The 12,530-nt window shown below is 68.9% G+C and carries 15 protein-coding genes; 6 read left to right on the forward strand and 9 right to left on the reverse strand.

The window, feature by feature from the left end; all coding sequences use genetic code 11:
* The first annotated feature begins 1 nt into the window (after position 1).
* On the forward strand, positions 2 to 2,368 hold the full coding sequence (locus AC1DY5_RS01250) for an ATP-dependent DNA helicase (RefSeq protein WP_478107586.1): 2,367 nt from the start codon (positions 2 to 4) through the stop codon (positions 2,366 to 2,368).
* 13 nt (positions 2,369 to 2,381) lie between these two features.
* Here AC1DY5_RS01250 and AC1DY5_RS01255 read toward each other — a convergent pair whose 3' ends face one another.
* Positions 2,382 to 3,152: a GDSL-type esterase/lipase family protein gene (locus AC1DY5_RS01255; protein WP_478107588.1), complete on the reverse strand. Its 771-nt coding sequence runs from the start codon at positions 3,150 to 3,152 to the stop codon at positions 2,382 to 2,384.
* A gap of 155 nt (positions 3,153 to 3,307) precedes the next feature.
* Here AC1DY5_RS01255 and AC1DY5_RS01260 point away from each other — a divergent pair, with 155 nt between their 5' ends.
* Entirely contained in the window at positions 3,308 to 3,619 is a 312-nt protein-coding gene (locus AC1DY5_RS01260) for a plasmid stabilization protein (RefSeq protein ID WP_478107590.1), read from the forward strand.
* A gap of 18 nt (positions 3,620 to 3,637) precedes the next feature.
* Here AC1DY5_RS01260 and AC1DY5_RS01265 read toward each other — a convergent pair whose 3' ends face one another.
* Positions 3,638 to 3,817 (reverse strand): hypothetical protein, encoded by a 180-nt coding sequence (locus tag AC1DY5_RS01265; RefSeq protein ID WP_478107592.1) that lies wholly within the window; start codon positions 3,815 to 3,817, stop codon positions 3,638 to 3,640.
* A 93-nt stretch (positions 3,818 to 3,910) separates the two neighbouring features.
* Here AC1DY5_RS01265 and AC1DY5_RS01270 point away from each other — a divergent pair, with 93 nt between their 5' ends.
* Positions 3,911 to 5,113, forward strand: coding sequence for a M20 aminoacylase family protein (locus AC1DY5_RS01270; protein WP_478107593.1), 1,203 nt, complete (start codon positions 3,911 to 3,913; stop codon positions 5,111 to 5,113).
* Between the two features lie 42 nt (positions 5,114 to 5,155).
* On the forward strand, positions 5,156 to 6,127 hold the full coding sequence (locus tag AC1DY5_RS01275) for a tripartite tricarboxylate transporter substrate-binding protein (RefSeq protein ID WP_478107595.1): 972 nt from the start codon (positions 5,156 to 5,158) through the stop codon (positions 6,125 to 6,127).
* A 32-nt stretch (positions 6,128 to 6,159) separates the two neighbouring features.
* On the opposite strand, the gene AC1DY5_RS01280 is transcribed toward AC1DY5_RS01275, so the two are convergent.
* A complete protein-coding gene (locus AC1DY5_RS01280) occupies positions 6,160 to 7,134 on the reverse strand; it encodes a Bug family tripartite tricarboxylate transporter substrate binding protein (RefSeq protein ID WP_478107597.1) in 975 nt (324 codons plus the stop codon).
* Positions 7,135 to 7,250: 116 nt separating this feature from the next.
* The gene (locus tag AC1DY5_RS01285; protein ID WP_478107599.1) at positions 7,251 to 8,159 is read right to left on the reverse strand and encodes a c-type cytochrome; all 909 of its coding nucleotides are present in this window, start codon (positions 8,157 to 8,159) and stop codon (positions 7,251 to 7,253) included.
* A gap of 198 nt (positions 8,160 to 8,357) precedes the next feature.
* On the opposite strand from AC1DY5_RS01285, the gene AC1DY5_RS01290 reads away from it, so the two are divergent.
* Entirely contained in the window at positions 8,358 to 9,029 is a 672-nt protein-coding gene (locus tag AC1DY5_RS01290; protein WP_478107601.1) for a TetR/AcrR family transcriptional regulator, read from the forward strand.
* Between the two features lie 6 nt (positions 9,030 to 9,035).
* Here AC1DY5_RS01290 and AC1DY5_RS01295 read toward each other — a convergent pair whose 3' ends face one another.
* From AC1DY5_RS01295 to AC1DY5_RS01315, 5 genes are all read right to left on the reverse strand, one after another.
* A complete protein-coding gene (locus tag AC1DY5_RS01295; protein ID WP_478107603.1) occupies positions 9,036 to 9,359 on the reverse strand; it encodes a hypothetical protein in 324 nt (107 codons plus the stop codon).
* A gap of 89 nt (positions 9,360 to 9,448) precedes the next feature.
* The gene (locus tag AC1DY5_RS01300) at positions 9,449 to 9,619 is read right to left on the reverse strand and encodes a hypothetical protein (protein WP_286371840.1); all 171 of its coding nucleotides are present in this window, start codon (positions 9,617 to 9,619) and stop codon (positions 9,449 to 9,451) included.
* A gap of 35 nt (positions 9,620 to 9,654) precedes the next feature.
* Positions 9,655 to 11,052, reverse strand: coding sequence for an ATP-dependent RNA helicase DbpA (gene dbpA, locus AC1DY5_RS01305; protein ID WP_478107606.1), 1,398 nt, complete (start codon positions 11,050 to 11,052; stop codon positions 9,655 to 9,657).
* Between the two features lie 8 nt (positions 11,053 to 11,060).
* A complete protein-coding gene (gene infA / locus AC1DY5_RS01310; protein WP_286371838.1) occupies positions 11,061 to 11,327 on the reverse strand; it encodes a translation initiation factor IF-1 in 267 nt (88 codons plus the stop codon).
* 53 nt (positions 11,328 to 11,380) lie between these two features.
* Positions 11,381 to 11,629: a hypothetical protein gene (locus tag AC1DY5_RS01315; protein WP_478107617.1), complete on the reverse strand. Its 249-nt coding sequence runs from the start codon at positions 11,627 to 11,629 to the stop codon at positions 11,381 to 11,383.
* Positions 11,630 to 12,038: 409 nt separating this feature from the next.
* Between AC1DY5_RS01315 and AC1DY5_RS01320 the strand changes: the two genes are divergently transcribed.
* Positions 12,039 to 12,530, forward strand: a 492-nt coding sequence (locus AC1DY5_RS01320) for a trypsin-like peptidase domain-containing protein (protein WP_478107608.1), incomplete at its 3' end; no start/stop codon positions are given.

Raw genomic sequence — 12,530 nt, forward strand, 5'->3', positions numbered from 1 at the left:
CATGGCCGCCMTTTCTTCTTCCCCCGCCGACGCGCCGCTCACGGTGTCGGTCCGCACGCTCTGCGCCTTCGCGGCCAAGGCCGGCGACCTCGATCTGCGCTTCGTGCCGGCGCCCAGCGCCCAGGAGGGCCTGGCAGGTCACCGACTGGTGCAGGCGCGCCGCGGACTCGACTACGAGAGCGAAGTCGGCCTGTCGACCCGGTTCGGCCGGTTGCAGGTGCGTGGCCGCGCCGACGGCTACGACCCGGGGCGCCGGCGGGTCGAGGAGATCAAGACCTATCGTGGCGACTTCGAGCGCATCAAGGCCAACCACCGTGCGCTCCACTGGGCCCAGGCCCGAAGCTACGCCTGGATGCTGTGCCAGCGCGACGCGCTGGCCGCGCTCGACGTCGCGCTGGTCTATCTCGACCTCGTCACCGAGAAGGAAACGGTGCTCGAGGAACGCTGGACCCAGGCCGAACTGCAGCAGCACTTCGAGGCGCTTTGCGGGCGCTACCTGGCCTGGGCCGAGCAAGAGGCGGCCCATCGCGCAGCGCTCGACCCGGCACTTTCGGCCCTCGCCTTCCCGCACGGCGGCTTCCGGCCCGGCCAGCGCGAACTGGCGCAGGCCGTGTACCGATCGGCCACCTCCGGCCGTCCGCTGCTGGCCCAGGCGCCGACCGGCATCGGCAAGACCGTCGCCACCCTGTTCCCGCTGCTCAAGGCGCGACTGGCGCAGAAGCTCGACAAGATCTTCTTCCTGACCGCCAAGACTTCGGGCCGTGCGGTCGCGCTCGGCGCCCTGCAGGTCCTGGGCCGCGACCGGGCGCCGCTCCGGGTCCTCGAGCTGGCGGCGCGCGAGAAGGTCTGCGAATACCCCGGGCGGGCCTGCAACGGCGACGACTGTCCGCGGGCGCGCGGGTTCTACGACCGCCTGCCCGCTGCCCGCCGCGAGGCCGTCGAGGCCGCCTGGCTCGATCGCGAGGCGCTTCGCGGAATCGCCATGGGGCACGAGGTCTGTCCGTACTTCCTGGCGCAGGAGCTGGTGCGCTGGAGCGACGTGGTGGTCGGCGACTACAACTACTACTTCGACGGCAGCGCCTTCCTCTACGCGCTCACCAAGGACGAGGAATGGCGTGTCGCCCTGCTGGTCGACGAGGCCCACAACCTGCTGGAGCGGGCGCGCGGCATGTACTCGGCGCAGCTCGAAGCGCAGGCGCTCGAGGCGGTGCGCGCCAAGGCGCCGCCGCTGATTCGGAAATCGCTGGCCAGTCTCGAGCGCGAATGGCAACTGCTCCAGCGCGACCAGGTCGCCGCCTACCAGCCTCACGATCAGATCCCGGAGCGTTTCGCGCGGGCGCTTCAGGAGGCGGTCTCGCTGCTGGCCGAGCACTTCGCGGCGCGGCCCGACGAGCCGCCGGGCGCGCTGCAGCAGTGCTTCTTCGACCTGCTGCAGTTCGCCCGCCTAGCCGACAACTTCGGCAAGCATTCGGTGTTCGAGGCGACGCTGGGTGCCGACGGCGCGCGTGCCCTGGCGATCCGCAACCTGGTGCCGGGGCCTTTCCTGCAGGCACGCTTCGCGGATGCCGCCTCGGCCGCCTGCTTCTCGGGCACGCTGGCGCCCTTCTCCTTCTACCGCGACATGCTGGGCCTGCCCGAGGACACGGCGACACTGGATGTGGGTTCGCCGTTCCGCAGCGAGCAGCTCACGGTGCGGGTTGCGATGGACCTGTCGACCCGCTTTCGCGACCGCGACCGCTCGCTGGACGCATTGATCGACATCATCGCGGCCCAATTCGCCCAGCGGCCGGGCAACTACCTGGCTTTCTTCAGCAGCTTCGACTACCTGGCCAGCGCTTCGGCCGCCTTCGAGCGGCGCCACCCCAGGGTGCCGGCCTGGAGCCAGTCGCGCGGCATGCGCGAGGCCGAGCGCGACGCCTTCCTGGCGCGCTTCGTGGCCGGCGGCCAGGGCGTCGGCTTCGCGGTGCTCGGAGGCGCCTTCGGCGAGGGCGTCGACCTGCCGGGCGATCGCCTGGTCGGCGCCTTCGTCGCCAGCCTCGGGCTACCGCAGCACAACGAGCCCAACGAGGTGATGCGCGAACGCATGGATGCGCTGTTCGGCGACGGCTACGAGTACACCTACGTGTACCCGGGCCTGCAGAAGGTGGTGCAGGCGGCCGGCCGCGTGATTCGCAGCGAGACCGATGCGGGTGTGCTCTACCTGCTCGACGACCGCTTCGCGCGGCAGGAGATCCGCGCGCTGCTACCGGCCTGGTGGCAAGTCGAGCCGCTGTTCGCGACCGCGTTGACGCGCCGGGAAGAGAGGCCGGCGCCGCGCCGCCCCAAGGCGGCCTGCGCCCCCACGGGAGGCAGCGACTACACGCAGTGAAGAGCGTGGGGCCTCAGATCACGGGGCCGCGTACCGCGGCGCTGCGGCCGATCTTGCGCAGCTTGGCCGACAACTGGGCCTGGGTCTCGAGCTCGCGCTGCCAGAGTTCGTAGCCGGCGTCGCTCGGGTGCATCCCGTCGCGGGAGCTCAGGCGCCGGGGATGGCGGGCGAAGGGGTCGTCGTCACGCTCCATGAACAGCGACACGTGGAGGGCGCCGTTCGCCTGCGCCACCTCGGCCACGATGGCCTGGAGCCGGCGTGCCCGGTAGGTCATCCACCAGTTCCAGGGCGGCAGCAGGAAGCGCAGGTTGCCGAGGTTGCCGGGCGGCATGAAGACCACCACCTCGGCGCGCACCCGCGCGCGCTGCGCCACGCGCTGGAGGATGTCGCGCAGGGCGGCGTCGCGGGTCGTGTGCAGCACGTCGCTGGCGCCGCCGAGGACCAGCACCGCGTCGAAGCGCTCGTTGCCTTCGAGCTGCGCCAGGATGTCGGCGAAGCGCGCTCCGGGCTCTGCCTTGTTGACCACGGTGAGGGACGGGTTGGCGCGCGACAGCATGCCCGGCAGGCTGTATTCCGGGGCGCTGGCGCCGACGCCGCCGGCCGTGCTGTCCCCGACCACCAGCAGGCGCGCGCCTTCGGGTTGCGCGTAGCGCTCGAACGGACGGGCCCGGCGCGCCAGCCGGGTCGACTCGTGCAGCCGCAATGCCGCATAGCCCGCGGTCGCGGCCGCGAAACCGACCAGGATGGACAGGCCGGCGCATGCGGCAATGTGTTGTCTCTTCATGCTCGCTCCTCGATGCCTCGTGGAGCTTAAAGGTAGCGGATCGGGGGCGTTGTAGGAAGCGGCCGAACAGCCGACCTCCAGCGCCTGACTTTTCCTACTTTCGAAGCGCGGGCCGCGCTCGACAACGACAAGCTCATCCACGGAAGGAGCCACACATGCCAAGGGGTGACAAATCGTCCTACACGGACAAGCAGAAGCGCCAGGCCGAGCACATCGAGAAGGGCTACGAACACCGCGGCGTCGGCAAGGGCGAAGCCGAGCGGCGCGCCTGGGCCACCGTGAACGCAGAGACCGGCGGCGGCAAGAAGAGCGGCAGCGGACGCGGCAAGGCCGAGAACCATGCACCGGCGCACAAGGGCGGCCGCCTGGGTGGCGCGGCCTCGGCGTCGCGCACCGCCGCGGAGCGCTCGGCCTCGGCCAAGAAGGCTGCCGCGACGCGCAAGCGCAACGCCGAGCAGCGCGGCTGAGCGCCAGGCGCGGCCCGCTCAGGCCGTGTCGGTGCGCTTGGGGGTCTCGCTCAGCTGCAGCTCGATCCGGAACAGCCGTTCGTTGAGGATCGCGGTCTGCAGCCGCAGCGCCTCGATGATGGCGCGGGTGGGCGCATCGGGGGCGTTGTTCGACAGCTGCTGCAGTTCATGCAGCTTGTTGCGCAGTTCGTTGCTCATCGGGGCCTCCAACAGTCGTGCTGCGCATCGTAGTCGGCCTGCGTCAGAATGCGCTGCTATCGTTTTCTCGTAGCCCTGCCTGCACCACATTCCATGAAGCTTGCCGACTCCTTCGCCGACGTCTCCCGTTTCGTCGCCATCCGCCGCGACATCCACGCCCATCCCGAACTCGGCTTCGAGGAGCACCGCACCTGCGAGAAGGTCGCCGGCCTGCTCGAGGAATGGGGCATCGAGGTGCACCGCGGCATCGCCGGCACCGGCGTCGTCGGCGTGCTGCGCCGCGGCGGCGGCAGCCGCACCATCGGCCTGCGTGCCGACATGGACGCGCTGCCGCTGCACGAGGCCAACGAATTCGCCCACAAGTCGACCCACGCTGGCCGGATGCACGCCTGCGGCCATGACGGCCACACCACGATGCTGCTGGCCGCCGCCTGGCACCTGGCGCAGCAGGGCGCGGCCTTCGACGGCACCGTGAACTTCATCTTCCAACCGGCCGAGGAGATGGGCAAGGCGGGCGCGAAGAAGATGATCCAGGACGGCCTGTTCGAGCGCTTTCCCTGCGACGCGGTGTTCGCCCTGCACAACTTCCCGGTCGGCGATGTCGGCCGCTTCGCGCTCAACGAGGGCGCGCTGATGGCATCGAGCAACACCTACAAGATCACGCTGCGCGGTCGCGGCACGCATGCGTCGATGCCGCACACCGGCATCGATCCGGTCGGCGCGGTCGTCGCGCTGGCGCAGGCGCTGTCGGCCCTCGTGCCGCGGACCATCGCGAGCACCGAGCGCGCGCTGCTCGCGGTCACGCAGCTTCAGGGCTCCGACGCGCCGAACGTGATCCCGGACCTCGCCTCGGTGGGCGGCACGGTGCGCACCTTCTCGATCGACGCGCTGGACCGGATCGAGGAGCGCCTGCGCACCGTGGCCCAGGGCATCGCCGAGGCGCATGAGTGCACGGCGGAGGTGAGTTTCGTGCGGGCCTCGCCGCCGGTCGTCAACCACCCGGCCGAGGCCCGCTTCGCGGCCGAAGTGATGCGCGAGGTGGTCGGCGCCGACATGGTCACCGACGACTTCCCCGCCGTGATGGGCGCCGAGGATTTCGCCCACATGCTGATGGCGCGCCCCGGCTGCTACGCCTTCCTGGGCAATGGCGACGGCGACCATCGGCTCGATGGCCATGGCCCGGGCCCGTGCATCATCCACAACACCTCCTTCGACTTCAACGACCAGATCATCCCGATCGGCGCCAGCTACTTCGCGAAACTGGTGGAGCGCTGGCTCCCGGTCGGCGGCCGTTGAGCGCGCATCACCTTCCATCCATCCACCAAGAAAAACACACCCATGTCGACTCCGTTCACCCGCCGTTCCGTGACCGCCGCCGCCGCCGGCCTGGCGCTGGCCGCCGCGCTGCCGTCACAGGCGCAGCAGCGCGTCATCCGCATCGTCGTGCCCTTCGGCACCGGCGCCGTGCAGGACACCGTGGCGCGTGCCTTCAACAACGAACTCGGCGTCGCGCTCAACGCCTCGGTGATCGTCGACAACCGGGCCGGCGCGGGCGGTACGGTGGGTGCAGCCATCGTCGCCAAGTCACCGCCGGACGGCAACACGCTGGTGCTCGCGGCGGCGAGCCACCACATCGCTGGCTTTCTCTACGGCAAGCTGCCCTACGATCCGCTGAAGGATTTCGTCGCCATCGCCAACATCGGCAACGCAGGCTACGTGCTTGCCGTGGCCGGCGATCTCAACGTCGCCAACACGGCCGATTTCATCAAGCTGGTGAAGGCCAACCCGGGCAAGTACAACTATGCCTCGGCGGGCAATGGCAGCGCCACCCATCTCGCGATGGCCTCCTTCCTCGCCAAGGCCGGCCTGCAGATGACGCACATCCCGACCAAGTCGACCGGCGAAGCGGTCAACGAGGTGCTGGCCGGCCGCGTCCAGGCGGTGATCTCGTCGAGCATCGGCGTGATCGGATTCCAGAACGACGCCCGCATGAAGCTGCTGGCCTCGACCGGCGAAGCGCGCAGCCCGTTCCTGCCCACGCTGCCCACGGTGGCCGAGAGCGGACTGCCGGGCTACGCCTTCGACTCGTGGATCGGCCTGCTGGCGCCGGCCGGCACGCCCAGGGCCGAGGTCGACCGGCTCCATGCGGCCACCAACAAGGTGCTGGCAGATCCGGCGATCCAGGAGCGCTTCAAGCGCCTGGGCATCGAGCCGCGCAGCCAGAGCGTCGAGGCGTTCCAGAAGCTGCTGCGGGCCGACTGGGACGCGATGGGCGCCGTGGTCAGGGCCTCCGGCGCGAAGGTCGACTGAATCGGGGCCCCTGCTCTCTTCGGCCCGCCGATTCAGTCGGCCTTGATGTTGCGGGCCTTGATCACCTTGCCCCAGTACTCGGTGTCCTTCCTGACCAGGGCGGCCAAGGCGTCCGGGCCCAGGTAGTGTGCCTCGATCCCCAGCGTCTCGGCGCGCTTCTTCGTCTCGGGCAGTTCCAGCGCCTTCTTCACGCCCTCGGAAAGCTTGGCGATCACGTCGGGCGGCGTGCCGGCCGGCGCGAACAGGCCGACCCAGGCCTCGAGCTCGAAGCCCGGCAGCCCGGCCTCGGCCGTCGTCGGCACATCGGGCAGCATCGGATGGCGCGTCTTGCTGGTAACCGCGAAGGCCTTGAGCTTGCCGCTCTGCACATGCCCCATCACCGAAGGCGGGGTCGTGATGAACACCTGCACCTGGCCGCTCAGCACGTCCTGGATCGCCGGGCCCGAGCCCTTGTAGGGCACGTGCGTCATTTCCGTCTGCGTGGACTGGTCGAACAGTTCGGTGCCGATATGCGACAGGGAGCCATTGCCCTGCGAGGCATAGTTCACCTTGCCAGGGTTCTTCTTCACGTAGGCGATGAACTCCTTCAGGTTGGTCGCCGGAACCGACGGATGGGCGGTGATGACGTTGGTGGCGGTGGCGATCAGCGCCACCGGCGCCAGGTCCTTCTGCTCCCAGGGCAGCTTGGGGAACAGCGCCGGATTGCCGACGTGGTAGGCCGAGTACGACGCCAGCAGCGTGTAGCCGTCCTTCGGTGCCCGCGCGACCATCTGGTAGGCGATATTGCCGCTGGCGCCGCCGCGGTTGTCGATGATCACGGCCTGGCCGAACAGCTTCGTCAACGGGTCGGCGACCAGTCGCGCGGACGAGTCGACCACGCCACCGGGCGGGTTTGGCACCACCACCGTGATGGGTTTGCTGGGAAAGGATTGCGCCAGGGCCCCGTGTGAGGCCAGCGTGGCGCTGAGCGCCAGAATCGCGCTGCAGACCAGACGGCGTCTTGACATGGCGGTGTCTCCTTTGAAGTGGCAGGAGAGGATTCTCGCGACGATGCCCTGCCCCTGCCAGACCCGTTTGATCGACGTTGCGGGCGCTGCGCGACCGCCTGCCGGCCGCCGCCCGCCTATCCGTGCGGGCTCGGCGGCAGGCTCCTCAGGTACAGGTACAGCGCCCGCACGTCGGTGTCGCTCATCTCGCGCAGCGAACCGAAGGGCATCACCTGCACCGCCGTGCCATCGGGCCGCGTGCCGCTCTTGAATAGCTTCCGGAAAGCCTCCGCATCGGCATAGAGCGCCATGGCCGTGCCTTCGCCGGGCGTGAGATTGGCCGCCGCGGGCCAGTCGGGCGGTCCGCCGGGGACCTTGCCGCCGTTGAGCCTCTCGCCGTGGCAGCCCAGGCACATGTTCGCGACATAGGCGCCATGCTTCAGCGTCACGCCCTCGGGCACCGGCTGCTCGGGCGGGCGCGCGTGGTCGATCCTGGCCGCGGCGTCCTTGATCAGCCCGAAGCCATAGAAGGCGCGCACCGGCAGCGGCAGCTCGACCACGGGGYCACCACCCTCCGCGGGCGGCATGTGACGCAGATGGGCGACCAGGGCGGCCAAGTCGTCGTCGGTGAAGCGGTTGTAGTCCTCGCTCGGCATCACCATCAGCGCCCGGCCCACCGGATTGACGCCATGGCGGATCGTGCGCTCCCAGTCGGCCGGGGTGTAGGCCGCGACGACGCTGCCGGGCCCGGGGCTGATGTTCGGCCCCTTGATGCGCATGCCCTTGCCGTCGTCGAGGAACATCGCGCCGCCGCCATGGGCGCCGTGGCAGTCGACGCAGCCGCGCGAGGCGAAGAGATAGCGCCCGCGTTCGATGGCCGCCGGGTCGTCGCGAAAGGCCACGCCCGCGACCTTGAGGTCGATCTTGCGCTGCATCTTCTGGCGCGCCAATTGGTCGCCGCCGAACAGCGCGGCTGCGGCCAGCGCCACCAGCAGCGCCAAGGCCAGCCCGATGCGCTTGAGCCAGCGCCTGCCCGTGCCGCTCATGGGGATACCTTCGTGGCCGGCCGCGCGGGACGGCGACCTTCGAAAACCAGATGGCCGAGGCGGAGATCAGGCGGCATGGCAAACTCCCTCTCAAATGGATGGATGAACCAAAAATGGTCGGTGCGTATAAAAATGGATGATGGCGTAAGTTTTGGTCTGCCGTCCATATCACCTTTGCCAGAGGACCTGGCCGAAAGTGTGTGGCGGTCCCCCCAGGCCGGGCTGCTCAAGCGCGAGCGCACGCGGGTGCAGCTGGTGCAGGCCGCGATCCGGGTCTTCGGCGCGCGTGGCTACGCCGAAGCGACGATGCAGGAGATCGCCTCGGTCGCGTCCATGACCACGGCCACGGTCTACAACCATTTCAAGACCAAGGAGGAAGTCGCCAGCGCGGTTGCGCTGCTGCTGGCCGACACGCTGTGCCGCCGCATCACGGCCAGCCAGCAGGGGGTCGAGGAAGGTGCCCAGCGCATGGCCATCGGCGTGCGGCGCTACATCTGGCTGGCCGAGGAAAGCCCGCAATGGGCGCTGATGATGCTGGATGTGTCGGCGGCCGTGCCCGAACTGCTGCTCGAGATCCGCCACTACGCGCTGGCCGACCTGCGCCTGGGCGTGAAGCAGAGGGCCTTTAGCATCCCCGGCGAGGCGGCGGCGATGGACCTGATCAACGGCAGCGTGATGCAGGCCATGCGCACGGTGGCCTATGGCGCCGCGCCGGCGCACCATGGCCGCGAAGTCGCGGCCATGGTGCTGCGCGGACTGGGCATGCGCTGGGCCGAGGCCAAGGAGATGGCGCAGTGTCCGCTGCCGCCCTTTCCGGCGATGGGCGCCGCCGCGAAGGCCCCTGTCCACTCGAAGCGCGGCAGCGGCTGAGCCCGGCTATGCGGCGTCCGGCTCGTCGAGCGGCGGGCACTGCCAGCCCAGCAGCTCGGCCAGCCGCCGCACGATCCATTCCGCCTCGGCCGGCGAAACGCCTGCATCGGGCGACTTCAGCCCGGCGTGGATCCGGCGCAGGATCTCGTCCTCCGACGGCACCTCGACGTGGTGCAGCAGCTGCGCGTGCTGCACCAGGTGGTTGGCCAGGTCCTCGCAGACCTCGTAGCGGGCGCGCACGATCGCGATCGGCTCGCTGAGGCGCTGCCTCGCGTCGGTGTAGACCGCGAAGAACGAGGGCGGAATGTCGATCTGGTAGTCGTCGGACATGGTGCTGGCGTTGGATCCAATGAAAAACGCGCCCGGAGGCGCGTTTCGAGAGTGAATGCGCCGCAGGGCGCAGACGACTCGGCCGGCGATCAGCCGCCCTTCTTGGCCCGCTTGCCAGGGTTCTTCTTGCTGCGGGTCGCAGTGCCGCGCTCCAGGCTCACCTTTTGGCCGCCGCCCGACTTGGGGACGTTGTAGCCAGGTTGCGGAACGGGCTTGGGGGTGGCGATGCGGTCGGCCTCGGTGCGGATTTTCTTGGGCATGGAAAGCTCAGGTGATAAGAAATCGAAGGACGTAATTAGGCCACATCGTCGAGCAGCCGCACTTTGACGGTCTTGCCCTTGACGCGGCCGGTGGAAAGCCTGTGCGCAGCTTCGCGCGCGATGCGCCGCTCGACCGCCACATAGGTGGAGAACTCGTTGACGTTGATCTTGCCGACCTGGTCGCGCGTGAAGCCGGCTTCGCCGGTGAGCGCGCCCAGCACGTCGCCGGCACGGATCTTCTCCTTGCGACCACCGACGATCTGCAGCGTGGCCATCGGCGGCTGCAGCGGCCCGGCGGCATCGGCCGTGAGCTCGGCCAGCGGATGCCATTCGGATTCGCGGCCCTGCAGTTGCTCGATCTTGCCGACGCTGCCCATCTCGTCCATGCTGGCGAGGTTCAGCGCCAGGCCTTCGGCATCACCGCGGCCGGTGCGGCCGATGCGGTGGATGTGGACTTCGGAGTCGGGCGTGACGTCGACGTTGATGACCGCTTCGAGGTCGGCGATGTCGAGCCCACGGGCCGCGACGTCCGTCGCCACCAGCACCGAGCAGCTGCGGTTGGCGAACTGCACTAGCACCTGGTCGCGCTCGCGCTGCTCGAGCTCGCCGAACAGAGCCAGCGCGCTGAAGCCCTGGGCCTGCAGCACCTGGACCAGGTCGCGGCACTGCTGCTTGGTGTTGCAGAAGGCCAGCGTGCTCTGCGGCCGGAAGTGGTTCAAGAGCAGGCTCACCGCGTGCAGGCGCTCGGTGTTCTTCACCTGGTACCAGCGCTGGCGGATCTTACCTTCCTCATGCTGGGCCTGCACCGTGATCTGCTGCGGGCTCTTCATGAACTGGGCGCTGAGCTTCTCGATGCCCTCCGGGTAGGTGGCCGAGAAGAGCAGTGTCTGGCGCTCCTTCGGGCACTGCCGGGCGACCTTCACGATGTCCTCGAAGAAGCCCATGTCGAGCATCCGGTCGGCCTCGTCGAGCACGAGCGTGTTGAGCGCCTCGAGGTTCAGGCTGCCACGCTCGAGGTGGTCCATGATGCGGCCCGGCGTGCCGACGACCACATGGGCGCCGTGCTCGAGGCTGGCCAGCTGGCCGCGCAGCGCGACGCCGCCGCAGAGCGTGACCACCTTAATGTTTTCCTCGGCCCGGGCCAGGCGGCGGATTTCCGTCGTCACCTGGTCGGCCAGCTCGCGCGTCGGGCATAGCACCATCGCCTGCACCGCGAAACGGCGCGGATTGAGATTGGCGAGCAGCGCCAGCGCGAAGGCGGCGGTCTTGCCGCTGCCGGTCTTGGCTTGCGCGATCAGGTCCTTGCCGAGCAGCGCCACCGGCAGGCTGGCGGCCTGGATCGGCGTCATCTGCAGGTAGCCGAGCTGCGTCAGGTTCGCGAGCGCCTGCGGCGACAGCGGCAGCGTGGCGAAATCGGTGGCGGGACCTGTCACGGGGCCGGTCAGCGACGCTGCGAGTTGTTGCCGCCGACCGGCGGGGGACCACGACGTTCCAGATGGCGGAACGTGATGCGGCCCTTGGTCAGGTCGTAGGGCGACAGCTCGAGCGACACCTTGTCGCCGGCCAGGATGCGGATGTGGTGCTTGCGCATCTTGCCGCCGCTGTAGGCGATCAGCTGATGGCCGTTGTCGAGGGTGACGCGGTAGCGGGAGTCAGGCAGCACTTCGGTCACTGCGCCGTTCATTTCGATCAGTTCTTCCTTGGGCATGAATTACCTTTTGAATGGGTTGTCGTAATTGGATAGGAAATCGGTGTGCCGAATCAAGCGGCGCAAGGCGCGTGCGTTGCGCTGCGTTCGCGAATCCAGCCCAGACCCTGGTCGATCGCGTAGCGGACCGCCGAGGCGTGGCTGGCGAAACGAGGCGTGAACCGCATGACGCGGTCGTGCGTGCCGCTGCCGCGGCCGGATCGGATCGAGACCGATGCCGCAAAGCGGCCGTCGTCCAGGTCCTTGATGAGCGGCGAGACAAGGTACTTGCCCACTGCGATGCTGTGTTGAATGATGTCCATCGAAAGCCTTGGCACCCCGCGACGCCGCGGAATGCTGAAATTGAATTTGAATAAAACGAGCGCAGGCCGGCCGGATATGGCGCCCACCGGAGCGGACAGCGCGCTGTTCGCTTCAACAAAGTACGAAGGCAGTGGTGGCAAATCTTGGGCGCCCGGTCTGGCGCTCCAACACACTGTGGTGCCGGCTTGAAATGAAGGGCCTGGAATATCCAGGCCAGCCGGCAAATGACGAAAGTGCTTCGTCGTTAAATCGAAACGAACCACGGATTATATCCGATCTGGCATGACAGTTGCTATTTCCGTTTCGTGACAGCCGTTCTCGCGGCGCTTCCGCCGGCCGGGCGCAACACTTGCGGGCCTTGCGCTTGCGGCGCACCATGGCGGACCCATCGTTCCAAGGAGCGCTGCCATGTACACCCACCCTTTCGCCCTACTCGGGCGTCTGCGTGCCACGTGGGCGGGCCTCCTGCTCGCCGTTCTGGCGGTGTCTCCCGCGGTGCAGGCGGCGCGATCTGCCGCGTCCATCGCGCGGGTCGACGCCGAGCAGGCCGAGGCGCAGGTGCAGGCGCTCCAGAGGGCCGGCGACGCGGTCGTCGCGCTGCAGGTCATGGCCACCGAGGGCGCCACCTCCGCCGAGAACCTGGGGCGACAGCGCACCGGTTCGGGGGTGGTGATCGGGCCTGACGGGCTGATCCTCACGATCGGCTACCTGTTGCTGGAGGCCGAGACCATCGAGGTGCTGACCCAGGACGACCGCCGGCTGCCGGCGCGGCAGGTGGCTTACGACCTGGCGACCGGGTTCGCATTGGTGCGCCCGMTCGTTCCGTTGCGCGGCATCGAGCCGGTGCCGCTGGCTGGCGTGGCGGCATTGCAGCCGGGCGAGCCCCTGCTGGCGGCCGTC

It is taken from the genome of Variovorax sp. P4_D9 (assembly GCF_056401695.1).